This window comes from Shinella curvata (genome assembly GCF_022899935.1).
Classification (GTDB): domain Bacteria; phylum Pseudomonadota; class Alphaproteobacteria; order Rhizobiales; family Rhizobiaceae; genus Shinella; species Shinella curvata.
In genome coordinates, this window is sequence record NZ_JALJCJ010000001.1 from 50,840 (window position 1) to 74,720 (window position 23,881).

The following is a 23,881-nucleotide window of genomic DNA, read 5'->3' on the forward strand; positions in this document are numbered from 1 at the left end:
CGACTTTGTAGCTTGTGAGTGGGAAGCAGTATGGCAGACAAGAACTTCGCGCGAAGCGGAACGGCGGACACGGATCTCTTGGCGGATGATGATCCGTTGAGCGAGCTCGCCCGCCTCGTCGGCTACGAGCCGCGTCCGGTCAAGGATGTGGCCAAGTCTTACTCGGAGCCTCTCGATATTGTGCCACGGCGGGAAAATCCCGTCCTGGCGCTCGAAGACGAGCTGTTGCGGGCCTTCGAGCAGTACGATGCGCCGAGCCGCGTTGCCGTCCAGCCGGTCGCTGCCGAAAAGTCCGCGACCCACGCTGTCGAGCCCGTTTTCGAGGAGCCTGTGCCGGTCGCCGAGGATCCGTTGGCTGTCATCGATGACGCTCCGATGCGCCACGACGCGGTCGTGGATGCCGATTTGCGTGAGCCGGCCTTCTCCGAAAATGTCGATGTTGAGCCGGCCCTTGAATCCGATCCGTCGCTGCTGCTTGCCGATGAGCTGGAGGCGACCGTCAACGAGGTGCCCGTCGTCGAGAGCGAGCCGGTGGTTCACGCCGGCCGCCAGTTTGCCGACCGCTTCGAGCCACGTTTCGAAACCCCTGTTCGCCAAGAGCCGGCCGTTGATGTGATGTCTGCCGACCGTGCGGGCTCTCAGGATCGTCAACCGGAATTTCTCGGCTTTCAGCCGGTGGTCGCCGATGAGAACCAGCTCGACGCTCTGAGCCTTGATCTGGAGCGCGAGCTGGAGCTTTCGATCGGCGACGGTTTCGCCGACGATCTCGTTGCCAGCGAGAGCGCCGTCGCCGAGGCGTCTTTCGTCGAGCCGCAGCTGGTGGTCGCTGAGGCCGTGGAGAGCAGTGGCGATCCGGTCTTTCAGGAACTGTTGCCTGTAGAGGTTGCGGCCGAACCGTTCCAGGCCGAGGCGGCTTATGTCGCGGATGAGCCGCACTTCGTTGCCGACCTTGCCTTCGACGGCCGCGAGGAGCGTGCCCGGGCTGCCGCCGTGGTGGAAAGCCAGTGGCAGGCGGAAGAGCCGGTCTTCGATGCGGCGCCCGAGTATCGCGTCGAATCCGTTGAGGCGGTCGCTCACGACCGCGACGCATTGCTGGCCGATGTGGAACGCTACCCCGTTCCCGAGACCCGCACGCGCATCTCCGGTGAATCCCGCAATCCCGCAAACATCGCCTCGATCTTCAGCCGTCGTGCGACGCCGACCGCGCATCATCGCGAACCTGTCCTCAACACGTCCGTCGCCGAGCCGGTGAAGGCGCCGGTTGCCAGGGTGGAGCCTGCGCCGGTCGTCGAAGTTCGTCAGGAGCCCGTTGTGGTGCCTGCGGCGGCTGCTGCCGCCGAGCCGGAGATCGACTTCGAATCGATGGAGTTTGATCTCTCCGATATCGAACTCGACCTTTCCGACATCGTGCTGGACGACCTGCCGGCCAAAGCGGAAGTGAAGCCTGCTGAGGTCAAGCCGGTCGAGGTGCAGACGCCTGTTCGCCGCGAACCGGCTGTCGCGGTTCCCGTTTCGACCTATACGGCGACCCCGCAGCCGGTGGTGGCCGAAATGGCCGACGGCTCGCTGCCGTTCGATCCGACGATGATCGCCGACACCGACACCGGTGTTTCCCCGGTCACAGAGCTCGACGTGCCGCAGCTCCCGGTCATCGAGAAGGAAAAGCCGCCCGTCGTCCAGCCGGACTACGAATTCGATATCGACGCCGAGATGGCGCAGCTCTTCACGGAGCCGGTCGCCAAGCCGACGCGCAACGAAGGTCTGCAGGCGGGCGTTGCCGCCGGTGCGGTTGTCGCGGCCACCGTGGCCCAGCCGGTCGCGCAGATGAACGATGTCGATGATTTCGAACGGGCGCTGGAAGAGGATTTCCGTCGTTCGCTGAGTCAGCCCGAGCGCATGGCAATCCCGGTCGATCCGGGCCAGGCGACGCAGCTCTATGGCGGCGACGGCTATGACGACGAGCAGTCGCGCCCGCGCCGCGGCCTTCTGATCGCTGCTTCCATCGCGGGACTGCTGCTCGTTGGCGGCGGCGGTGCCTATGCGTGGAGCACTTTCATGGGCGGCACCGCCGCTTCCGGCGAGCCGCGCGTCATCCTCGCCGACAAGGATCCGATCAAGGTCGTGCCTGAGGAAAAGGGTGGCAAGACCGTCCCGAACCAGGACAAGGCCGTCTACGACCGCGTTGCCGGCGACACTGCGAACACGCCGCAGCAGGAACAGCTCGTCACGTCCACGGAAGAGCCGGTTGACGTGGTGCAGCGCACGCTGACGCCGGAAACGCTGCCGGATGACGGTATCGACACGCCGGCGACGGCCGAAGACGACAACCGCCTGCTGCCGGGCGTCGATGAACCTGAAACGGCGACGGCCGACGGCAAGCCGCTGGTCTCGCCGCGCAAGGTCAAGACGATGATCGTCAAGCCGGATGGCACGCTCGTCGCCCGCGAGGACATCGTGAGCGAGCCGGCGTCGGAGACCGCAGGCCTCGATGCCAAGGCGACCGCGACGACCGCCGTCGCCTCCGGCGAGGCTGCCGCGACGGCCAATGCCACGCTCGACGCCGACGCCTCGCTGCGTTCTGAACAGCAGGCGACGGACGGTCAGCCCCGCTCGGCGCTCGCCGAAGTGGCGACCGCTGAAGTCGACGACACCGCACCTGTTCGTACCGTCAAGACGACGACGATCGGCGCGACGGCCGAAGGCACCACCGACGGCAAGGCGCCGGTTCCGGTCACTCGCCCGGTCGATCAGCCGGTCAAGGTCGTCGGCACCGTCACGGAAAACGGCAATGTTGCCGGCACGCAGACCGCATCGGCGACGCAGACCGAGCAGACGGCTGAACAGACGCAGGTTGCTGCGGTTGCACCCGGCAGCTACGTCATCCAGATCGCCTCGGTGCCGTCTGAAGCGGACGCGCAGAAGACCTACAAGAACCTGTCGGCGAAATTCGGCAGTGTCATCGGCGGTCGCGGCGTGGATATCAAGAAGGCGGAAATCCCCAACAAGGGCACGTTCTTCCGCATTCGCATCCCGGCCGGCTCGCGTGAGGAAGCAAACGCACTGTGCAGCCGCTATAAGGGCGCGGGCGGCAGCTGCCTCGTCACGCGCTGAGGTCGAGACCAGATTTTTGGGAAGGCGCGGGACGAGTTCCGCGCCTTTCTTTTTGCCCATCCAACGCAAACATCCGAGATTGCCGATATGAGCGAATCGAAATCCTTCATTTCGGGCTGCAAGGGCCTGAGCCTCACCGAAGACGAAAAGGCCTTCTTCCGCAGCGAGCGGCCCTGGGGCTTCATCCTGTTCGGCCGCAATATAGGCGAGCCCTCCCAGGTCGCGGACCTGACGGCGGAAATGCGTGACTGCATCGGCGGCGGCAGCGACATCCCCGTGCTGATCGACCAGGAAGGCGGTCGCGTCCAGCGCATCAAGCCGCCGCATGTCCAGCAATATCCGAATGCCGCCGCTCTCGGCGCCATCTACCGCGCGGATGCGGAAAAGGGCCTGCGCGCCGCGTGGCTCATGTCGCGCCTGCATGCCTTCGATCTCTATCGCCTCGGCATCAATGTCGATTGCCTGCCGGTGCTGGATGTCGCCGTGCCCGGCGTGCACGACGTCATCGGCAACCGTGCCTATGGCCAGGAGCCGGAGATCGTCTCGGCCATGGGCAAGGCGGCGGCCGAGGGCCTTAAGGCCGGCGGCCTGCTGCCGATCATGAAGCATATGCCGGGCCATGGTCGCACCATGGTCGATTCCCATCATGACCTGCCGGTGGTGCATGCCAGCCGCGAAGAGCTCGACGCCTGCGACTTCGTGCCCTTCCGCCGCATGAAGGACGAACTGATGGCGATGTCCGCCCATATCGTCTTCACCGCCATCGATGCCGACAATCCGGCGACGACCTCGGCCAAGGTGGTGCGCGAGATCATCCGCGGCCATATGGGCTTCGATGGCCTGCTGATGTCCGACGACGTGTCGATGAACGCGCTGAAGGGCGATATTGCCGAAAGAACCCGGGGAATCATCGCCGCCGGCCTCGACATGGTGTTGCATTGCCATGGCATCATGGACGAAATGATCATGGTGACCGAAAACGCGCCGCCGCTGACCGGAGAAAGCCTGCGGCGCGCCAAGGCGGTGCGTGCAGCCTTCACGGCGCCCGATGCGGCGGACGAACAGGCGATGCGCGAAGAGTTCAATGCAATGATCGCGGTGTCCTGAGCGGCTCCGCAAAGGATGCTCGTGCCAGGACCGGGAAGCAAGTCGCAGAAGAATGGCCGCGGCGCGGATGCGCCGATGGAGGACCTGTGGCAGGAGGGCGGCGAAGAGCGGGGGCTTTCGGAAGAGAGCCTCGTCGTCGATCTCGCCGGCTTCGAAGGCCCGCTCGACCTGTTACTGCATCTCGCCCGCACGCAGAAGGTGGACCTCACCCGCATTTCCGTGCTGGCGCTTGCCGAACAGTATCTCGCCTTCATCGACAAGGCGCGAAAAATCCGCATCGAGCTTGCCGCCGATTATCTCGTCATGGCGGCGTGGCTCGCCTATCTCAAATCCCGCCTGCTGATTCCCAAGCAGGCCAAGGACGATGGTCCCACCGGCGAGGAAATGGCGGCAAGCCTGGCGTTCCGGCTGAAGCGGCTGGAGGCCATGCGCGATGCGGCGACACGGCTCGTCAACCGCAATCGCCTCGGCCGCGACGTCTTCGCCCGCGGCATGCCGGAGCATATCCCGACCGAACGGCGCTCCGCCTTCGAAGCCTCGCTCTATGACCTGCTCAACGCCTATGCATCGCTGCGCCAGCGCCATGCGATCACTCAGGTAACGATCGAGAAGCGCAATGTCTGGTCGCTGTCCGACGCGCGCGAAATCCTGTCGCTGCTGGTGGGCGGCTTTGCGGACGACGACTGGACGGCGCTCGACCATTTCATGCTGCGCTACCTGACCGATCCGGCCGAGCGCACCACGGCGATCGCCAGCGCCTTCGCAGCGACGCTGGAGCTCGTGCGGGAAGGGCGCCTGGAGCTTCGCCAGGATGGCGTGTTCCAGCCGATCTATCTGCGCCGCGGCCCCAAAACTGAGGGCGACGACGAGGAGGGTACGAAAAATGGCTGATGAGGATGTACCGGAGGGCGGCACGATCGTCGATCCGCGCCGGCTGCATGAGGCCGCACGCATCGCCGAAGCCCTGGTCTTTGCCTCCGCCGGCCCGGTCTCGCAGAACTATATCGCCGAGCGCCTGCCGCGCGGTGTGGACGTATTGCATGTGCTGCGTGAACTGAAGGGCCTCTATGCCGGGCGCGGCGTCAACCTGGTGCAGGTTGATGACGGCTGGGCCTTTCGCACGGCGCCGGACCTGTCCTTCGTCATCCGCACCGACGAGACGGAGGTGCGCAAATTGTCGCGCGCCGCGCTCGAGGTTCTGTCGATCATCGCTTACCACCAGCCGGTCACGCGCGCCGAGATCGAGGAGATCAGAGGCGTGCAGACCTCGAAGGGCACGCTCGACGTGCTGATGGAAGCAGGCTGGGTGCGTTTTCGCGGGCGCCGCCGCACGCCGGGCCGCCCCGTGACCTTCGGCACGACGCGGGATTTCCTCGACCATTTCGGACTGGAGGAACTGCGCGACCTGCCCGGTCTCGAAGAATTGAAGGGCGCCGGCCTTCTTTCCGGCCGCATTCCCTCCAATTTTCAGGTACCACTGCCGCTCGGTGAGGACGAACTGGCCGAGGACGAGGATCCCATCACCCAGCTCGACCTTGAGGAACTGGGTCTCTTGACACCCGGCGGGAAAGAAGACGAATAGGCGAAACCTATCGGCCGGCCCCATGGCTTTCTGATGCACCTTGCATGGGAATATTGCGGAGAAACAAACAGCGGGCCGCGCTCCTGCGGTAAGCAGTAGAAGAAGAAAAGCCGTTCAGGCAGGACTGTGGCCGGCCGGGCCGGTGACAGGGAAAGATTTGGCAATGGCTTCGGACCCCTCGGGCTCCAGCGATATCGAGACGAGACGGGCCTCGGCTGTGACCTTCGCCGCGCGCCTTGCCTTCGAAGACATCCATCACAGCTACCAGAACAAGCAGACGATCCGCGGTATCTCGCTGACGGCCGAGCCCGGAGAAGTGCTCTGCCTGCTCGGCCCCTCGGGCTCCGGCAAGACGACGCTTTTGCGCATCGCCGCCGGCATCGAGGCGCAGACATCCGGCCGCGTTCTCCTCAACGATCGCGAGATCGCCGGCCCGAGCGTCTTCCTGCCGCCGGAGCGGCGCGGCGTGGGTCTGATGTTCCAGGATTTCGCGCTTTTTCCACATATGTCCGTACTCGACAATGTGCGATTCGGCCTGACGGCTCTGCCGCGTGCCGAAGCCGAGGCCGAGGCGGGGGTGGCGCTGGAGCGCGTCGGACTGTCGCACTATGCCCAAAAGTTTCCGCACATGCTGTCCGGCGGCGAGCAGCAGCGTGTGGCTCTCGCCCGCGCGCTGGCGCCGCGGCCCTCCGTACTTCTCATGGACGAGCCGTTCTCCGGCCTCGACTCACGGTTGAAGGATTCGATCCGCGCCGACACGCTCGCCATCCTGCGCCAGTCGCGCGCCAGCGCCATCGTCGTCACGCACGATGCCGAAGAAGCGATGCGCATGGGAGACAGGATTGCCCTTCTCAAGGATGGCTGTCTCGTGCAGGCCGGCACGGCGGAGGAACTCTATCTCCATCCCAGCGACATCTTTGCTGCCGCGTTCTTTTCCGAGATCAACGAATTTCCGGGGCATGTGCGTGGCGGTGTCGTGGAAACGCCGCTCGGCAACGTGGACGGGAAGCGTTTTGCCGACGGCCAGAAGGTGAACGTCGCGGTGCGTCTCTCGGGACTGCGTGTTCTGGAGACCGGCGGTGAAATTCCCGCGCGCATTTTGTCGCGGCGGTTTCTCGGCGTCGTGGAGCTGCTGGACCTCGCGATACCCGGCGCGGACCGGCCCATCCGGGCACGCGTGCGGGCAGACCAGTTGGCGGCCGGATTGCGTGAGGTCACGCTTTCGGCTAACCAGCGGGATATTCTAGTGTTTGAAAAAAACGGTTGAACGTCTTACATCGGGGTAAGGGTTCGTAAGGGAGTCGAAAAAATGGGTTCTTTCAGCATCTGGCATTGGCTGATCGTTCTGGTGGTTGTGCTGCTGCTGTTCGGCCGTGGCAAGATTCCGGAACTGATGGGCGATGTCGCCAAGGGTATCAAGAACTTCAAGAAGGGCATGTCCGACGAGGAGGCCGCTGCCGCCGACAAGGCGAAGACGGTCGATCACAAGGCCGACGAGGTCAAGTGACCGGCATTCGGCCGTTGATCGCTGATTGCGGCCTATGAGGACAGTTTTCTATGCTTGATGTCGGCTGGACCGAGATACTCGTCATCGCCATCGTTCTGATCATCGTGGTGGGTCCGAAGGACCTGCCGCAGATGCTCAGGACGTTCGGCCGCATGGTCTCAAAGATGCGCGGCATGGCCAGCGACTTCCGTCAGCAATTCGACGAGGCGCTGCGCGAAGCCGATCTTGACGACGTGCGCAAGACCATCGGCGAGGCGCAGAAGCTCAATCCGCTCAACACCATCAGGGAGGCGGTCAACCCGCTGCGCCAGATGGGTGACGAGCTGAAGGCAGACCTGCAGAAGTCGACCAGTTCCGTCACGACGGCGACGCCTTCGGCCAATCCGGCCGAGAGTGTGTCCGGCGTGCCTGTTGCTGTGCCCTCGGAGGCCGGAAAACCCGCCTCCGCCGAGCCTGTCTCCGCCGCGCCGCTCAAGACCGGTCCGGTCCGCAAGACGGCGAAGAAGAAGGCCGATGACGGCGCCGCCAAGATCGCAAAACCGCGCAAGGCGGCGGCGAAGCCTGAGGCCGAGCCGAAGAAGGCCGCCGCCGTCAAGGCATCGTCTTCGACCAGTAAGGCGGCTCCTGCCAAAACCTCGACCGCCAAAACCAAGACTGCAAAGACCAAGAAGGGCGAGGCATGAGCGGCGATATTGACGACAAGCCCCAGCCGCTCATCGAGCATCTGATCGAGCTGCGCCAGCGCCTGCTCTGGGCCGTGGGAGCATTTTTCGTTGCCTTCCTTGTCTGCTTCTATTTCGCCAAGCAGCTCTTCAATCTGCTCGTCCTGCCCTTCAAGTGGTCGGTGGAATGGGCGGGGCTCACACACCGCAATGTCGAACTGATCTATACGGCACCGCAGGAATTCTTCTTTACGCAGATTAAGGTCGCCATGTTCGGCGCCCTGGTCATCGCCTTTCCGGTGATCGCGCAGCAGGTCTACAAGTTCGTGGCGCCTGGCCTGTACAAGAACGAGCGTGCAGCCTTCCTGCCGTTTCTGATTGCGTCGCCCATCCTGTTCCTCATCGGTGCCGGGCTCGTTTATTTCTTCTTCACACCCATGGTCATGTGGTTCTTCCTCGCCATGGAGCAGGGCGGCGGCGAAGGCCAGGTGTCGATCCAGCTTCTGCCGAAGGTGTCCGAATATCTCAGCCTGATCATGTCGCTGATCTTCGCCTTCGGTCTCGTCTTCCAGCTTCCGGTGGTTTCGTCGCTTCTCGTGCGCGCCGGTTTCATCACGTCGCAGACGCTGAAGGAAAAGCGGAAATACGCGATCGTCATCGCCTTCGTGGTGGCCGCCGTGCTGACGCCCCCGGATCCGGTTTCCCAGATCGGTCTTGCACTGCCGGCCATCCTTCTCTACGAGATTTCCATCTATACGGCCCGACTCATCGAACGGCAGCGGGCGAGCGTCTCGAACGCGCAGGATGCGGAAAACGAGGTCGCTGCAACGCAGGGCGAAGCCGATTGAGGCTTCGCCGGCGGGTCGCTGCCGGGCGTGATGGGCTCCATCCACGCAAGGCCTGGAACGACAATGCTTGATATCAAATGGATCCGCGACAACGCCGACGCTCTTGATGCCGCTCTGGCAAAACGCGGTGCCAGCCCCCTTGCCCAGAGCCTCATCGATCTCGACGAGAAACGCCGCAGCGTCATCCAGAAGGCGCAGGACATGCAGTCGCGCCGCAACGCCGCCTCCAAGGAGATCGGTGCGGCCATGGCCGCCAAGAACAGCGAGCTTGCCGACAAGCTGAAGGCGGAAGTGTCGGCTATCAAGGATCAGCTGCCGGCGGCCGAAGAGGAGGAGCGTCAGGCGACAGCCGAACTCAACGATGCCCTGTCGCGTCTGCCGAATATCCCGTTCGACGACGTGCCGGTCGGTTCGGACGAGACCGGCAATGTGGAAAAACACAAATGGGGCCAGAAGCCCGGCTGGAACCACAAGGCGCTGGAGCACTACGAAATCGGCGAAGCGCTCGGCTACATGGATTTCGAAGCCGCCGCCAAGATCGCCGGTTCGCGCTTCACCGTGTTGAAGGGGCAGCTTGCCCGCCTCGAGCGTGCGCTCGGCCAGTTCATGCTGGATGTGCATACGCAGGAGCACGGCTATACGGAAGTCCATGCGCCGCTCCTGGTGCGCGACGACGCCATGTTCGGAACCGGCCAGCTGCCGAAATTTTCCGAAGACCTCTTTCGCACGACCGACGGCCGCTGGCTGATCCCGACGGCCGAAGTCTCGCTCACCAATCTCGTGCGTGAAGACATTCTCGATCAGGAGAAGCTGCCGCTCCGCTTTACCGCGCTGACGCCGTGCTTCCGCTCGGAAGCCGGCTCTTCGGGTCGCGATACGCGCGGCATGCTGCGCCAGCACCAGTTCATGAAATGCGAGCTTGTCTCGATCACCGATGCTGAAAGTGCCGTCGACGAACATGAGCGCATGACCGCCTGCGCGGAAGAAATCCTCAAGCGTCTCGGCCTGCATTATCGTGTCATGACGCTTTGCACCGGCGACATGGGCTTTGGCGCCCGCAAGACCTACGATCTGGAAGTCTGGCTGCCGGGGCAGGATACGTTCCGTGAAATCTCGTCCTGTTCGGTTTGCGGCGATTTCCAGGGGCGCCGCATGAATGCGCGCTATCGCGGCAAGGACGACAAGACGACGAGATTCGTGCACACGCTGAACGGCTCGGGCACTGCTGTCGGCCGCGCGCTGATCGCCGTTCTGGAAAACTATCTCAACGCCGATGGCTCGGTCACTGTGCCCGATGTCCTGCTGCCCTATATGGGTGGCCTGAAGAAGATCGAGAAGGCAGCGTAAGGCCGGGGTATCGTATGCGTATTCTGCTGACCAATGACGATGGCATTCACGCCGAGGGCCTTGCGGTTCTCGAACGGATTGCCCGGGAGCTGACGGACGACGTCTGGATCGTGGCACCGGAAACGGACCAGAGCGGCCTTGCGCACTCGCTGACCCTTTCGGAACCTCTGCGCCTGCGCAAGATCGACGAGAAGCGTTTCGCCCTGCGCGGCACGCCGACCGACTGCGTCATCATGGGGGTGCGGGAGGTTCTGGACAAGAAGCCGGATCTCGTTCTGTCCGGTGTCAATGTCGGCGCCAACATGGCCGACGACGTGACCTATTCGGGTACGGTCGCCGGCGCCATAGAGGGGACGCTCCAGGGTATCAAGTCCATGGCGCTGAGCCAGGCCTATAACCATGCCGGCGGCCGCATCGTGCCGTGGGAAGTGGCCGAGAGCTTTGCGCCGAAACTCATCCGCCAGCTGATGGATGTGGAACTGCCGGACTGGACGTTCTTCAACATCAACTTCCCGAATTGTGCGCCATCCGATCTCAAGGGTGTCGAGGTGACCGCCCAGGGCAAGCTCGATTTCGGCTTGACGATCGAGGAGCGCGCCGATGGCCGCGGCTTCCCCTATTATTGGCTGCGCTTCGGCGAACGGAAGGGCGATTTCCGCGCCGGCACCGATATCCATGCCGTCAAGAACCAGAAGATCTCTGTGACGCCGCTGAAGCTCGATCTGACGGATTATTCCGTGCTCGACCGCGTTCAACGCGCGCTCAACGGCGAGGACGCGGATTGAGCGCGGGTCGGGTGATCGAGAAGGAAGGTTTTGCCGCGCTTGCGCTGCGCCTGCGCGGGCAGGGCATCAACAATATCGAGCTCCTGACCGCCGTCGAGCAGACACCGCGCACGCTTTTCGTACCGCCGCAATTTACCGGTGAGGCCTATTCGCGTCGCGTGCTGCCGCTCGATTGCGGGTCCTTCATGGAAGGCATCGATCTCTCGGTGCGCATCCTGCACCTGCTGAGCCTCAAGCCCGGCCAGCGCATTCTCGAAGTCGGCACCGGCAGCGGCTTCACCGCCGCCGTCATGGGCCGCATGACCGAGCGCGTGCTCACCGTCGATCGCTACCGCACGCTCGTCACCAATGCGCAGGCCTCCATCGACAAGGCCGGCATCCGCAATGTCATCGTGCGTCAGGCCGATGGCAGCAACGGCATGCCGGGCGAGGGAACCTTCGACCGCATCCTCGTTACGGCCGCTTTTCCAGCCCTGCCGCGCTTCTTTGCCGAGCAGCTGGTTTCCGGTGGCATGCTGATCGCACCCGTCATGATCAGCGAAACCGAGTGCCGCATGCTGAAGCTGGTCAAGACCGGCAGCCGTTTCGATCGCGAGGACCTTTTCGAGGTGCCTTATCTGCCGATCGTACCCCATATGGCGCAGGCCCTTTAGGGCGCACGACATCTCTTCAAATCAATATTTCGCGGCTGAGCGGGGATCTGCCCGCTGAGTCTTGCGGTGTTTCTGCGGCAGGACGCGGGCCTGATTGCGGCCGGCTACACGCATCGAGTGAAATCCTGTCGTAAATACAGCGCGTTAACCTTTTGTTAACTTTGGTAAGCCTCGCGCAAGCTTCGGGGCGTAGGCCGATGACGAAGCACAAGTTCCAAGCAGAATGCCGGTTTCCCAATGGGTTCCGGAGTTCCGATGGAGAGGGCAATGTACGTCTCGAACAGGATTTCCAGCGGATCGACCAATGACAGCCTCGCGTATCTCGCGACAAAGGCTGCGGGTCGGGCTGTCGAAGAGAATGCCGAGGTCGCCTCGAGTGCTCATCTGGCTGGTGGCAGCTACGATCCCTCCGCCCATGTCGGCCTTTCCGTCGATGCCCTTCTTGTGTTGAGCGTCGCCAAGGAAGAGACGACTTACAGTCAGCCTTCATTGACGGAAGCCGAGCGCAACAATCTCGATACATCGGAACTGGAAAAGCGTGAATATGCCGCTTACGGCCACTTCCTCGATGAGGGCGACCGCAAGGGCTATTATCGCGCCTATATCGAATACTTCGACAGTATGCCGGCCCATGACCAGCGCAGCGACCGTTACGCCGGCACGCGCGAATCCGCGGTTTCGGCTCTTCGTGCTATCGCCTACAATGAGAGTGCCCTCGACATGACGGCGCCGGATGCCGCACTAGAGAATGCGAGCGCCGCCGGCGAGCGAGGCCAGCGCCGGGCGACGCCGATCTCGGCGATCTTCCAGCCGAGCGCCGGCGACTATGAGAACGTCGCCCGCGTTTCCGGCCGTATCTCGCGCGCCGACAGCATGTACGCCACCGGTTTCTGACCTTCGGCTGGCGGTCGTGACATCACGCCATGGTTATCAATTCATCAAAAAATCAACGCGGATGACCCGGCCTTAACCGGGCAGTAACTCTAACGCGCTTTAATCGGACTACATCAAGTAGCGTACCGATTGGGTAGTCTCATGCGTAAGAGTGTATCGCCGAGTTTTGGTAGGACTGCGACCCGTCTGGTGGCGGCCGCCCTGCTGGCCAGCGTTGCGACCGGGTGCAGCTCGGACGTTTCCCGTTTTGGCGGCCTCTTTTCCGGCTCCGGTTCTGACAATATCACGACGAATTCGGTTCCGCGCCGCACGCTTCTCGGTGGCGATCCGGTTCCGCGCGGCACGGTCGGCAACGGTCAGATGGCGCAGGTCAATCCGATGGGCGGCTCGCGCGACGAAGCGCTGAACCAGCCCTTCCCGGATCAGGGCAACGTCTCCTACGATCCCATCAATACCGCGACGACGAATGGTTCCGGCACGCGCCTTGCGACGACGCCGATGACAGTCCAGCGTGGCGAGCTTTCTGATCCGACGGCCGGCGCCCGTGCCGAAGCCGAGCGCGATGTCGCGATGGCGCAGGAACTGCCGCAGCGCAAGGCGAAGGCGATCGTCGAGGAAGCCGATGCCACGGCGAAGACCGTGAAGGGCAAGGCCGGCTGGTCGACCAACAATGCGCCGGTCGTGATGTTGCGGCAGGGCGAAAGCGTGAAGACGCTCGCCAACCGCTACGGCGTGCCGGAAAAGGAAATCCTCGCCGCCAACGGCCTGAAGCGCTCCTCGGATGCCGAGCCGGGCCAGAAGATCGTCATTCCGACCTTCTCGACGACGGCCAGCGCCGCCAAGGCCTCGACGGATCACACGCTGAAAGTCGACGGCAAGCTGCCGACGCCGGAACAGAAGGGCGAAAAGAACGTCGCCATCCTTCCCGGCACGTCAAGCCGCGACAAGCAGAAGTCGGAGAACGGTCAGGCGAACACCAACGTCGCCGATGCCGGCGAAGGCAAGGGCAAGGGCAAGGGCGGCTACGAAGTACAGCCCGGTGATTCGCTTGCCAAGATCGCGCGCAGCAACGGCGTTTCGGTCGATGCGCTGAAGAAGGCGAATGGCCTTGAGACGGCTTCGATCCGCATTGGCCAGAAGCTGGTGATCCCGGCTGGCGGTGGCGCGGTCGTGGCGGAAAAGGCGACCACGGACAAGACGACGACGGCATCCGTTCCGGTCAGCAAGGAAAAGAAGGTCGAGACGGCCGAAAAGAAGCCGGAGGCCTACAAGGCACCGGTGAAGACGGTTTCGGTCACCGAGGCCACCGAAAAGTCCGACGTAACGGACGATGCGCCCGAATCGACCGGTATCGGCAAGTATCGCTGGCCGGTGCGCGGCGCGGTCATCGCCGGCTACGGCGCCAATGTCGAAGGCAACCGCAATGACGGTATCGACATCTCGGTCCCCGAGGGCACGCCGATCAAGGCTGCGGAAAACGGTGTGGTCATCTATTCGGGCTCGAGCCTGAAGGAACTCGGCAATGCCGTGCTCGTCCGCCATGACGACGGCACCGTCACTGTCTATGGCCATGCCGGCGAACTGAACGTACAGCGCGGCCAGAAGATCCAGCGCGGCCAGACGGTTGCGACCTCGGGCATGAGCGGCAACGCCACGCGTCCGAAGGTTCACTTCGAGGTGCGCAAGAACGCGACCCCGGTCAACCCGATGACCTTTCTGGAATAGTCGCTTCGTATGCAGCGATGGACACGCGCGGGCGGCCTCTGGCCGCCCGTTTGTATTTCTACTGCCGGGTTGCGGCCTGGCGCCCGAATGCCTCGCGATAGGCGGCGGGTGTCGTCGAAAGATGCAACCGAAAATGATGGCGCAACGTGCCGGTCGTGCCGAAGCCTGACAGGGCAGCGACCTCCTCGATCGAGGCGCTGGTCTCCTCAAGCAGGTCGCGCGCCTTGCCGAGGCGCTGGCTCAGCAGCCACCGGGCGGGCGTCATCCCGGTGGCCGACTCGAAACGGCGCAGGAAGGTGCGATCGCTCATGCCGGCACGGCGGGCGAGTGCGGTGACCGTGTGGTCCGCTCCTAGGTCTTCGCGCATATGGTCGAGCAGTGGCCCGAGCCGGGAGCCTTCATGCGCGCGCGGCACGGACTGGCGAATGAACTGCGCCTGGCCGCCGTCGCGGTGCGCTGGAACGACAAGCCGCCTGGCGACGAGATTGGCCGCCTCCGTACCGAAGTCCCGGCGGATGAGATGCAGGCAGAGATCGAGCCCCGCCGCCGTTCCCGCCGAAGTCAGCACATTGCCGGCATCGACATAGAGCACGTCGGGCGTCACGGCGATGCCGGGAAACCGCGCGGTCAGCGCGTCCGTATAGCGCCAATGGGTCGTCGCACGCCGGCCCTCAAGCAGGCCGGCTGCCGCAAGCACGAAGACGCCGGAGCAGAAGGAGAGGATGCGTGCGCCACGTGCATGCGCTGCCCGTAGCGCCTCGATCAGACGCTGCGGCACCGGCGCATCGATACCCCGCCAGCCGGGAATGACGATCGTGCCTGCCTCCGCCAGCAGATCGAGCCCACCGTCCACGGCGAAGCGCAGGCCACCTGTCGAGCGCATTTCCCCTTCGTCGAGGCCGGCGACGGCGAAGCGATACCAATTCGGCCCCATTTCGGGCCTGGGGAGGGCGAAGATCTCGGTCGCGATGCCGAATTCGAAGGTGCAGAGCTGATCATAGGCAAGGGCCACGACCTGAGAATTGGCAAGAGGCGGCAGGGCAAGGGTATTTGTCATGATATTGATGGTATATGGCGATCATGCCATCTGCAAGCCGTGCCAGGATGCGGGTATATCTCTCACGTCCCAGCAAGGAGAGAGACAATGAGTTTCGTCACCGACTATCCCGCCGCGTCCCCGTTGGTTGCCGTCGAGCATTTCCTGAAACGACTCTCCGTGGAGACCGACTGCGCAGATGTCGCGGCCGCTCTCGCATCCGGCGAGCAGGATTTCGTTCTTCTGCACGTCATCGGCGCGCCCGAGGCCTATGCCCGCCGGCATGTGCCGGGCGCGATCCACCTGCCGCATCGGCAGATCAGTGCGGAGCGTATGGCGGAATGGTCCGACGATACCCTGTTCGTCGTCTATTGCGCCGGCCCGCACTGCAACGGCGCGGATCAGGCGGCTCTCAAGATCGCCCGCCTCGGCCGTCCGGTAAAAATCATGATCGGCGGCGTCACCGGTTGGGAAGACGAAGGCCACCCCTTTGTTACGGGCAGCGCGCCGGGCAGCCTGTTGGCGATTGCCGCCGAATGAGCGCGGACGGTTTTCAAATCAGGCCTTTCACGCACAACGACGTGGAGGCCGTCTGGACGCTGATGCGGGCGCTGGCCGTCTTCGAAGGTTATATCGATACCTTTGCGGTCACGCCCGATGATCTCCGGCTCCATGGTCTCGGTGCTGCGCCTGCCTTCGGCGTCTTTGTGGCGGCGAAGGGGGAGGCGCTTGCCGGCATCGCCGTGCACTACCGCATTCCCTGGACCTACGATCTCAAACCCGTCGTGGTGCTCAAGGAACTCTTCGTCGCCGAAGAATATCGCGGGCAGGGTGCAGGCCAGGCTCTCTTTGCGCATGTGCGTGCCCATGCCGCCGCTATCGGCGCTTCCGCCCTGCGCTGGACGGTTTTGCCGGACAACGTTGCGGCGAAGCGATTTTATGCGGGGCAGGGCGGCGCATGCGATGCGGACTGGGAACATTGGACCCTGCCGCTACAGGCACGAATCTGAAATGGTCCGCGCTATCAACGACGGAGAATTCCCTTGATCACCTGTTATCTCAGATATGTCATCGACCCGCACAAGCTCGCGGAATTCGAGGCCTATGCCCGCGCCTGGATCCCCATCGTCAACCGCATGGGCGGCCAACATCACGGCTATTTCCTGCCGAGCGAGGGCGCAAACAATATCGCGCTCGCCCTGTTCAGCTTCCCGAGCCTTGCGGCCTATGAGGACTACCGTACCCGCATGCTGAGCGATCCGGAATGCATCGCCGCCTTCGACATGGACAAGCACAATCGCAGCATCATCAGCTACGAGCGCAGTTTCATGCGGCCGGTCTTTTCCTGAAAAGCAGAACGCCGGCCCGTTTCGGTGCCGGCGCTCGTCCTACTTGTTGAGTGCGACGCCGAGGCGCCCCGCCAGATCCTGAACATATTGCCAGGCGACACGGCCGGAGCGCGAACCGCGCGTCGTCGCCCATTCGAGCGCTTCGCCATGCAGTTGCTCATGGGGAATATCCAGGCCGAAATGCCGGGCATAACCGTCGATCATCTCGAGATATTCTCTCTGGCTGCACTTGTAGAAGCCGAGCCACAGGCCGAAACGGTCCGACAGCGACACCTTCTCTTCAACCGCCTCAGACGGGTTGATCGCCGTCGACTGTTCGTTCTCGATCATATTACGCGGCAAAAGATGCCGGCGGTTCGAGGTTGCGTAGAGCAGCACATTGTCCGGCCGCCCCTCGACACCGCCGTCAAGCGCCGCCTTCAGCGACTTATAGGATGTGTCGTCGTGGTCGAAGGACAAGTCGTCGCAGAAGATGATGGAGGGGAAGGGCGCGTCCTTCAGCACCTCGAGCAACTGCGGCAGCGTCGCGATGTCCTCGCGGTGCACCTCGATCAGCTTCAGGCCGCTCGCCGTTTCCTTCGCCGCCAGCGCGTGCACGGATTTCACCAGCGAGGACTTACCCATGCCGCGGGCACCCCAGAGCAGTACGTTGTTCGCCGGCAGGCCGCGGGCGAAGCGCACGGTGTTGTCGACGAGAATGTCGCGCACATGGTCGACACCGCGGATTAGGTCAATCTCGATGCGGTTAGGCCGTTTGACCGGCTGCACATGCTGGCGGGTCGGCGACCAGACAAAGACGTCGGCAGCGTTCCAGTCGTTGACGGCGGGGGCGGGGCCGGCCAGGCGCTCGAGCGCCGCGGTGATGCGGCCGATTTCGGCCAGCAGAAGCTTGACGTGATCTTCCTGCACTTTGTCTCTCCTCATGCGTGAGAGCCGGGTAGCATGCGACGGCCGGTCGCGAAAAGGGGGAAAGTACTTGAAAACGGCGGGGTTGACGCGGTCGTGTGTTGCATTCAAGGCCCGCTTGCCTATATTCCGGCAACCGAAATGGCCGTTCAGGCCGCGCAAATTCAAGATTTCAAGGAGTAACTGATGTTCATTACCGAGGCCTTCGCCCAGACGGCGGCACCTGGCGGGGCAGCGGGCGGCGCTGACATCCTCATGTCTATCCTGCCGTTCCTGCTGATCTTCGTGGTGATGTACTTCCTCATCATCCGCCCGCAGCGCGCTGCCATGAAGCGCCGCGAAGAGCTTCTGAAGAACATCCGCCGTGGCGACCAGGTCGTGACCGGCGGCGGCATCGTCGGCAAAGTCACCAAGGTGGTCGATGACGGCGAACTCGAAGTCGAAATCGCCGAAGGCACCAAGGTGCGCGTCGTGCGCAGTGGCATCAGCGAAGTCCGCGTCAAGGGCGAACCCGTCAAGGAATAAGCTTGGCTTGTCGTCCGGCCGGGGTAAACTCGGCCGGGTGGCCCGACTGGTTTTCAGCCGGCGTGCACGCCGCGTTGTTTTTTGGTTCACGCAATTCCGGCAGGATGGTTCGACGCCCTTGCCGGAATTGACGTAGCGAGACCCTGATGCAGCAATCCGCCCGCTGGAAGACCCTTGCCCTCTGGCTCGTCCTCGTGGCGAGCCTTCTTGTCCTTGTGCCGAGCCTTCTGCCGACCCGCATGGCCGCTGGGCTACCGAACTGGATGGCGGCGCACCGCCTCGTTCCAGGCCTCGACCTGACCGGCGGTTCTCGCCTCGTTCTCGAAGTTTCCCGTACCGATATTGCTGCAGATCGCCTGCGCGCCGCCGTCGAGACCATCGGCAACACGCTGCGGGCTGCCGGCATCCCCCACGGCGATCTCAACGGCGCGGAAGATACCGTCGATGTCACGGTGACGGCGAACGACCGCATCGACGCCGCCCGCCAGGCGCTGGCTGGTCTCGATCTGGGTACGCTGAGCGAGCCGCAGGCCGGCCAGTTCCGCATCGTGCTCTCGTCGGCCGCTGTCGACGAGGCCGTTCAGGCCGCATCCCTCGGCGCGGTCGACGCCGTTCGCCGCCGTGTCGAAAGCCTCGATATTCCGGCACTCTCCGTCGCACGCGGCGAGCGCGGGCGCATCGTCGTCGCAATGCCCGGCCTGACTGACCCACAGCGCGTCAAAGACCTTCTGGCGCAGGCCGGCAAGCTTTCCGCCCGGCTTGTCGATGACAGCATGCCGGTCAATACGGCAATCGAGGACGGCGCCCCGGCAGGGTCGGAAGTTCTCTATTCCACCGGTGAACCGCCCGTCGGCTATCTCGTGCGACAGGACGATCTTTTCACTGCGGCGGATGTCGCGTCGGCGGAACCGGCAGCCAATGACGAACCCTTTATCGAATTCGTGCTGAGGGGGGACGCCGCCGAGCGTCTGGCAGCGTTCACCCGTGACAACAGCGGCCGCACCATCGCCATCCTGCTGGACGGTCAGGTCATCTCGACGTCGCAAATCCAGGGCGCCATCACCGATGGTGTTGGCCGCCTGTCCGGCGATTTCGACGCGGAAGGTGCTGCAAACCTTGCGCGTATCGTCGCCAGCGGCCCGCTGCCGGCTCCCGTGACGATCATCGAGGAGCGATCGATCGAGCCTGCTCTCGGCGCCACCTCCACCGCGACCGTCGTCGTCGCTCTCGTCGCTGCGGTTCTGGCCGTCGTCGCCTTCATGACCTTCTTCTATGGCGTGCTTGGCATCATCGCCTCGGTCTCGCTGTTCTTCAACGTCGCGCTGACCTTTGCCGTGCTCGCACTCGTCGGTGCGCCGCTGTCGCTGTCCATGATCGCCGGCGTCGTCCTGACCATCGGCATCGCCGTCGATGCGAGCGTGCTGATCTTCGAACGCATCCGCGAGGAAACGAAGGCTGGCCGGGACCTGGGTGAGGCCGTCGATACCGGCTTCAACCGTGCCCGCGCGACCGTGCTCGATGCGTCGGCGACGATGCTCATTGCCATCGCTGTTCTGTTCCTGCTTTCGGCCGCACCCGTCCGTGCTTTCGCACTGTCCGTGGGCATCGGCATGCTGGCGACACTTTTCACCACCTTCGGACTGACGCAGCGCCTCGTGCGCGCCTGGCTCGGCCGCAGCCATATCACGCATCTGCCCAAGGGCGTGCGCACGGGGCTCTTCGACCGGCTCAACCTGCGTTTCATGGCCGTGCGCAACGGCGTCTTCCTGCTGACGGCCGTGCTGTCGCTGGCCATTGCCGGCCTGCTCTTCGCCGGAAAGCTCCGGCTGGGCATCGATTTTACCGGCGGCGCCGCGCTGGAACTTCAGGCCAAAACCGGCAATGCCGACCCCTTCGAGATTTCCGCCCGCCTTGCCGATACCGGTGTCGACGTGCTGAGCGTCGATGGCGCGGCGGCCCCGAACCGGGCGCTCGTGCGCCTTACGGCGCAGGGCGAAGGTGAGAATGCCGAACAGACCTCTGTTCTCATCGCTCGCGGTGAACTGGAGGATGAATTTGATTTCCGTCGCGTCGAAGTGGTTGGGCCAGCCATATCGGGCGAGTTGATCGATACGGCGACGCTCGGTTTCGTCGCCGGCCTCATCGCGCTCGTCGCCTATATCTGGATCCGCTTCGAGTGGCATTTCGCCATCGGCGCGATCATTTCGCTGGCGCACGACGTGTTCTTCACGCTGGGCTTCCTCGCGCTTGCCAAGATCGAGTTCAACATCAGCGCGGTCGCCGCACTTCTGACGGTCGCCGGCTATTCGCTCAACGACACGATGGTCGTCTATGACCGCATTCGCGAAAATCTGCGCCATTTCAAGCAGATGCCGCTACCCATCCTGATCGACGATGCGATCAATCGCACGCTGTCGCGCACCGTGCTGACCTCGGCGACGACGCTGATCGCGCTTGCGGCGCTGGCACTCTTCGGCGGCGAGGCTATCCGCACATTCGCGCTGACGCTGCTCTTCGGGGTGGCGATCGGCACCATATCCTCTATCTACATTGCCGGGCCGATCCTCATTCTGTTCCGCCTCCGGCCGGAGCGTTACCGTCCCGGCAAGGGCGGCACGGGGGCGGCCCCGGAGACGGGAGCCAATGGCTAAGGGCATCGAAATCCGAGAGGCGCATTTCCCCGGGCGTGCGCCGATCGACGCATATGGCAATGGCGGGTTCCGCTTCGCCGACATGTCGCACCGCGGCTCCATCCTGTGCCTGCCCTCGGGCATCCACGGCTGGGACAAGACGGAAGATACGCCGCTCACTTTGGCCGATCTCCAGCGCGTGCTGGACGATGCTGGCGAGATCGAGGTTTTGCTCGTAGGCACCGGCAAGGAGATCCGTCCGCTGCCAGCCGAGATCAAGGCTGCGCTGAGAGAACGCCATATCCGTTCCGACCCGATGAGCACGGGCGCGGCGGTGCGCACCTTCAATGTCATGCTGGCCGAAAGCCGCGCGGTTGCCGCCGCGCTCATCGCCGTGTGACGCGAAAGACCTGACGTGACCGACACCAAGGACAATTATGCGCACTGCCTGACAGTGCTCCGCGACACCGATCGCGACCGTTACCTCGCCTGCCTGCTGGCGCCGGCGGAGAAGCGCGGCCCGCTTGCCGCGCTCTATGCCTTCAATGCCGAAATCGCCCGCGTGCGCGATCTCGTGCGCGAGGCGCTGCCCGGCGAAATCCGCCTGCAATGGTGGCGTGATCTCCTGGAAGGCGAGGCGGACGGTGACGCGATGGCCAATCCGCTCGCCGCCGGTCTCCTCGCCTGCGTGAAGGAGTACAGGCTGCCCGTCGCCGTGCTAACGGACATGATCGAGGCGCGCATCTTCGATGTCTATAACGATCCGATGGAAAGCCGCTCGGCACTGGAGGGCTATGCCGGCGAGACAGCCTCTGCGCTGATCCAGCTCGCGAGCCTCATTCTCGACCCGAAGAACGCCCCGAAATCCGCCGAGGCTGCCGGCCATGCCGGCGTCGCGCAGACGGTCGCCGGCACCCTGCTGCTCATGCCCATCCATCGCCGGCGCGGCCAGATCTATCTGCCGGCCGATCTCATGGCCGCCACGGGCCTGACGCCGGAAGCACTGCTCGCCGGAAACGATCCGGTGGCGGCGGCACGCGCCGTCGAGGCCTTCGTCGGTCTCGGACGCGATCATCTCGCCAAGGCGCGCGCCGCAAACGGCGTGTCGCTCGCCAACCGCGCTGCCTTTTTGCCAGTCGCGCTCGTTGTGCCTATATTGAAGGCTGCGGAGAAAGCGGGCGCCGGTGTGCTTGACGGTACGCTTCAGCCTCCTCAGTGGCGGCGGCAGTGGTGGATGTGGCGCGCCCTGCGGCGTGGCCCGTTCTGAAAACCTGACAAGACGCAAAACTGGCGCAAGCCTTGTCCGCTACAGCGGCTGAACCTGTTTTGCGGGAGGAGAGTCGATGTTCTGGACCATCATCATCGCCGGCCTGTTTTTGGCCGGACTGATCTTCCGTCAAAAATTTCGCAGTGAGGATCGCCAGGAGGAGGCGGGCGAGGATGCCGGCCTCGCCATCGTGGAATTCGGCCGAGCCTTCCCGGAGGAGGCTATCCGCGCCGTCGTGACCACCAGGGATCGCCGCACGGTCTTTCTGCGGCTGCACGACGGCAAGGCGGGGTGCATGCAGGCCCATGGCCATCATTATGCCTGCCACCTGATCGAGCCCGGCACCGTCCGCGTCAGCAGCGCCGGCCCGAAACGTCTGGCCATACAGTTCGCAAACGCCGCCTTCGAAGGCGGCACTTACGAATTCAGTGATGAAAAAGAGGCCGCCGAGGTCTCCCTCTGGCTGCTCGGGAGCTTTATGCCGGGCGCTGCAAACCTCAACGCCCAGCCGGCCGGCTAATTCAGTTGCCGATCAGCGCCCGAGCCAGCGGGCGCAATCTTCGAGCGCGCGTGCCGCGGTTGCCTGTTTTTTGGCGACTGCCTTGTCCTTGCCGCGAAACCGCTTCAGCCCTTCGGGACGGACGACCGCGCCGGGTTCCAGCGGCGGGAAGAGGCCGAAATTCACGTTCATCGGCTGGAAGGAACGTTTGCCCGGCTCGTCGTCGGAGACGATGTGGCCGCCGGTGATGTGGTTCAGCAATGCGCCGAAGGCCGTCGTTTCCGGCGGCAGCGACGGCGTCTGGCCGAGCCGTTCGGCCGCGGCGAAGCGGCCGGCGAGCAAGCCGATGCTGGCGCTTTCCACATAGCCTTCACAGCCGGTGATCTGGCCGGCGAATCGCAGGCCCGGACGGCCCTTCAGCGTCAGCGACCGATCGAGCAGCGTCGGCGAATTGATATAGGTATTGCGGTGCAGGCCGCCGAGGCGGGCGAATTCCGCGTTTTCCAGGCCGGGAATCAGCCGGAAGATTTCGGCCTGCGCGCCATATTTCAACTTCGTCTGGAAACCGACCATGTTGTAGAGCGTGCCGAGCGCATTGTCCTGGCGCAACTGCACGACAGCATAGGCCTTGACGGTCGGATTGTGCGCATTGGTCAGGCCCATCGGCTTCATCGGGCCGTGGCGCAGGGTCTCGCGGCCGCGCTCGGCCATCACCTCGATCGGCAGGCAGCCATCGAAATAGGGCGTGCCTTCCCATTCCTTGAAGCCCGTCGTGTCGCCGGCGATCAGCGCATCGACGAAGGCATTGTACTGCGCTTCGTCCATCGGGCAGTTGATATAGTCCTTGCCCGTGCCGCCGGGGCCGACCTTGTCGTAGCGCGACTGGAACCAGCAGACATCCATATTGATGCTGGCGGTGTGCACGATCGGCGCGATCGCATCGAAGAAGGCAAGCGAATCGGCGCCGGTGCGCGCCTGGATCGCGGCGGCAAGCGAGGGCGCGGTGAGCGGGCCGGTGGCGATGATCGCCTGGTCCCACGCTTCCGGCGGCAGGCCGGTGACTTCCTCGCGGGTGATGGTGATCAGCGGATGGCTTTCGAGCGCAGCCGTGACGGCGGCAGAAAAACCGTCGCGGTCGACGGCGAGCGCGCCGCCGGCCGGCACCTGGTTGGCATCGGCTGAACGCATGATGAGCGAGCCGGCAAGCCGCATTTCGGCATGCAGAACGCCCACGGCATTGGAGGTGGCGTCATCCGAGCGGAAGGAATTGGAGCAGACGAGCTCGGCGAGGCTGTCCGTCTTGTGCGCATCCGTGCCGCGCACGCCGCGCATTTCATGCAGGATGACGGGAACGCCGGTTTCGGCGATCTGCCAGGCGGCTTCCGAGCCGGCTAGGCCGCCGCCGATGACATGGATGGGGGTGTGGGAAGAGGTCTTGGTCATGGGCG

Annotated in this window: 24 protein-coding genes; 21 read left to right on the plus strand and 3 right to left on the minus strand. The window is 63.9% G+C overall.

Going from position 1 to position 23,881, the window contains the following annotated elements; all coding sequences use genetic code 11:
* The first annotated feature begins 30 nt into the window (after positions 1 to 30).
* From MUU55_RS00315 to MUU55_RS00375, 13 genes are all read left to right on the plus strand, one after another.
* On the plus strand, positions 31 to 3,111 hold the full coding sequence (locus MUU55_RS00315; protein WP_244758788.1) for an SPOR domain-containing protein: 3,081 nt from the start codon (positions 31 to 33) through the stop codon (positions 3,109 to 3,111).
* Positions 3,112 to 3,198: 87 nt separating this feature from the next.
* Positions 3,199 to 4,218, plus strand: a complete 1,020-nt coding sequence (gene nagZ, locus MUU55_RS00320; protein ID WP_244758789.1) for a beta-N-acetylhexosaminidase — start codon at positions 3,199 to 3,201, stop codon at positions 4,216 to 4,218.
* Positions 4,219 to 4,293: 75 nt separating this feature from the next.
* Complete coding sequence (locus tag MUU55_RS00325; RefSeq protein ID WP_244759832.1) at positions 4,294 to 5,109, plus strand: segregation and condensation protein A; 816 nt, start codon at positions 4,294 to 4,296, stop codon at positions 5,107 to 5,109.
* Positions 5,102 to 5,800, plus strand: a complete 699-nt coding sequence (scpB, locus tag MUU55_RS00330; protein WP_244758790.1) for an SMC-Scp complex subunit ScpB — start codon at positions 5,102 to 5,104, stop codon at positions 5,798 to 5,800. The genes MUU55_RS00325 and scpB overlap by 8 nt, the downstream gene beginning before the upstream one ends.
* 163 nt (positions 5,801 to 5,963) lie before the next feature.
* On the plus strand, positions 5,964 to 7,067 hold the full coding sequence (locus MUU55_RS00335; protein WP_244758791.1) for an ABC transporter ATP-binding protein: 1,104 nt from the start codon (positions 5,964 to 5,966) through the stop codon (positions 7,065 to 7,067).
* A gap of 42 nt (positions 7,068 to 7,109) precedes the next feature.
* Positions 7,110 to 7,307, plus strand: coding sequence for a twin-arginine translocase TatA/TatE family subunit (locus tag MUU55_RS00340; RefSeq protein ID WP_023511864.1), 198 nt, complete (start codon positions 7,110 to 7,112; stop codon positions 7,305 to 7,307).
* 50 nt (positions 7,308 to 7,357) lie between these two features.
* Positions 7,358 to 7,990: a Sec-independent protein translocase protein TatB gene (gene tatB, locus MUU55_RS00345; protein WP_244758792.1), complete on the plus strand. Its 633-nt coding sequence runs from the start codon at positions 7,358 to 7,360 to the stop codon at positions 7,988 to 7,990.
* On the plus strand, positions 7,987 to 8,817 hold the full coding sequence (gene tatC, locus MUU55_RS00350; RefSeq protein ID WP_244758793.1) for a twin-arginine translocase subunit TatC: 831 nt from the start codon (positions 7,987 to 7,989) through the stop codon (positions 8,815 to 8,817). Before tatB ends, tatC begins: the two co-directional genes overlap by 4 nt.
* A gap of 63 nt (positions 8,818 to 8,880) precedes the next feature.
* Entirely contained in the window at positions 8,881 to 10,164 is a 1,284-nt protein-coding gene (gene serS / locus MUU55_RS00355; RefSeq protein WP_244758794.1) for a serine--tRNA ligase, read from the plus strand.
* 14 nt (positions 10,165 to 10,178) lie between these two features.
* Positions 10,179 to 10,949, plus strand: a complete 771-nt coding sequence (gene surE, locus MUU55_RS00360) for a 5'/3'-nucleotidase SurE (protein WP_244758795.1) — start codon at positions 10,179 to 10,181, stop codon at positions 10,947 to 10,949.
* Positions 10,946 to 11,602 (plus strand): protein-L-isoaspartate(D-aspartate) O-methyltransferase, encoded by a 657-nt coding sequence (locus MUU55_RS00365; protein WP_244758796.1) that lies wholly within the window; start codon positions 10,946 to 10,948, stop codon positions 11,600 to 11,602. Before surE ends, MUU55_RS00365 begins: the two co-directional genes overlap by 4 nt.
* 267 nt (positions 11,603 to 11,869) lie before the next feature.
* Positions 11,870 to 12,496: a hypothetical protein gene (locus MUU55_RS00370; protein ID WP_244758797.1), complete on the plus strand. Its 627-nt coding sequence runs from the start codon at positions 11,870 to 11,872 to the stop codon at positions 12,494 to 12,496.
* Positions 12,497 to 12,637: 141 nt separating this feature from the next.
* Entirely contained in the window at positions 12,638 to 14,221 is a 1,584-nt protein-coding gene (locus tag MUU55_RS00375; RefSeq protein WP_244758798.1) for a peptidoglycan DD-metalloendopeptidase family protein, read from the plus strand.
* 58 nt (positions 14,222 to 14,279) lie between these two features.
* Here the strand turns inward: MUU55_RS00375 and ftrA are convergent, their stop codons facing one another.
* Positions 14,280 to 15,278, minus strand: coding sequence for a transcriptional regulator FtrA (gene ftrA / locus MUU55_RS00380; protein WP_244758799.1), 999 nt, complete (start codon positions 15,276 to 15,278; stop codon positions 14,280 to 14,282).
* An 87-nt stretch (positions 15,279 to 15,365) separates the two neighbouring features.
* On the opposite strand from ftrA, the gene MUU55_RS00385 reads away from it, so the two are divergent.
* Genes MUU55_RS00385 through MUU55_RS00395 form a run of 3 tightly spaced genes read left to right on the plus strand, consistent with a single transcriptional unit; the run spans position 15,366 to position 16,606 of the window.
* Entirely contained in the window at positions 15,366 to 15,797 is a 432-nt protein-coding gene (locus MUU55_RS00385) for a rhodanese-like domain-containing protein (protein WP_244758800.1), read from the plus strand.
* Complete coding sequence (locus MUU55_RS00390) at positions 15,794 to 16,267, plus strand: GNAT family N-acetyltransferase (RefSeq protein WP_244758801.1); 474 nt, start codon at positions 15,794 to 15,796, stop codon at positions 16,265 to 16,267. Before MUU55_RS00385 ends, MUU55_RS00390 begins: the two co-directional genes overlap by 4 nt.
* Before the next feature lie 33 nt (positions 16,268 to 16,300).
* Positions 16,301 to 16,606, plus strand: a complete 306-nt coding sequence (locus tag MUU55_RS00395; protein WP_244758802.1) for an NIPSNAP family protein — start codon at positions 16,301 to 16,303, stop codon at positions 16,604 to 16,606.
* Between the two features lie 39 nt (positions 16,607 to 16,645).
* Here MUU55_RS00395 and MUU55_RS00400 read toward each other — a convergent pair whose 3' ends face one another.
* Positions 16,646 to 17,530, minus strand: coding sequence for an ATP-binding protein (locus MUU55_RS00400; RefSeq protein WP_280518831.1), 885 nt, complete (start codon positions 17,528 to 17,530; stop codon positions 16,646 to 16,648).
* A gap of 168 nt (positions 17,531 to 17,698) precedes the next feature.
* On the opposite strand from MUU55_RS00400, the gene yajC reads away from it, so the two are divergent.
* The 5 genes from yajC to MUU55_RS00425 all read left to right on the plus strand — a co-directional run bounded on the left by yajC (position 17,699) and on the right by MUU55_RS00425 (position 22,454).
* Complete coding sequence (gene yajC, locus MUU55_RS00405; RefSeq protein ID WP_244758804.1) at positions 17,699 to 18,037, plus strand: preprotein translocase subunit YajC; 339 nt, start codon at positions 17,699 to 17,701, stop codon at positions 18,035 to 18,037.
* A 146-nt stretch (positions 18,038 to 18,183) separates the two neighbouring features.
* Entirely contained in the window at positions 18,184 to 20,688 is a 2,505-nt protein-coding gene (gene secD, locus MUU55_RS00410) for a protein translocase subunit SecD (protein WP_244758805.1), read from the plus strand.
* Positions 20,681 to 21,067 (plus strand): Mth938-like domain-containing protein, encoded by a 387-nt coding sequence (locus tag MUU55_RS00415; RefSeq protein WP_244758806.1) that lies wholly within the window; start codon positions 20,681 to 20,683, stop codon positions 21,065 to 21,067. The genes secD and MUU55_RS00415 overlap by 8 nt, the downstream gene beginning before the upstream one ends.
* 15 nt (positions 21,068 to 21,082) lie before the next feature.
* Complete coding sequence (locus MUU55_RS00420; protein WP_244758807.1) at positions 21,083 to 21,934, plus strand: phytoene/squalene synthase family protein; 852 nt, start codon at positions 21,083 to 21,085, stop codon at positions 21,932 to 21,934.
* A gap of 76 nt (positions 21,935 to 22,010) precedes the next feature.
* A complete protein-coding gene (locus MUU55_RS00425; RefSeq protein WP_244758808.1) occupies positions 22,011 to 22,454 on the plus strand; it encodes a hypothetical protein in 444 nt (147 codons plus the stop codon).
* A 12-nt stretch (positions 22,455 to 22,466) separates the two neighbouring features.
* On the opposite strand, the gene trmFO is transcribed toward MUU55_RS00425, so the two are convergent.
* Positions 22,467 to 23,876: a methylenetetrahydrofolate--tRNA-(uracil(54)-C(5))-methyltransferase (FADH(2)-oxidizing) TrmFO gene (gene trmFO / locus MUU55_RS00430; RefSeq protein WP_244758809.1), complete on the minus strand. Its 1,410-nt coding sequence runs from the start codon at positions 23,874 to 23,876 to the stop codon at positions 22,467 to 22,469.
* Between the last annotated feature and the right edge of the window lie 5 nt (positions 23,877 to 23,881).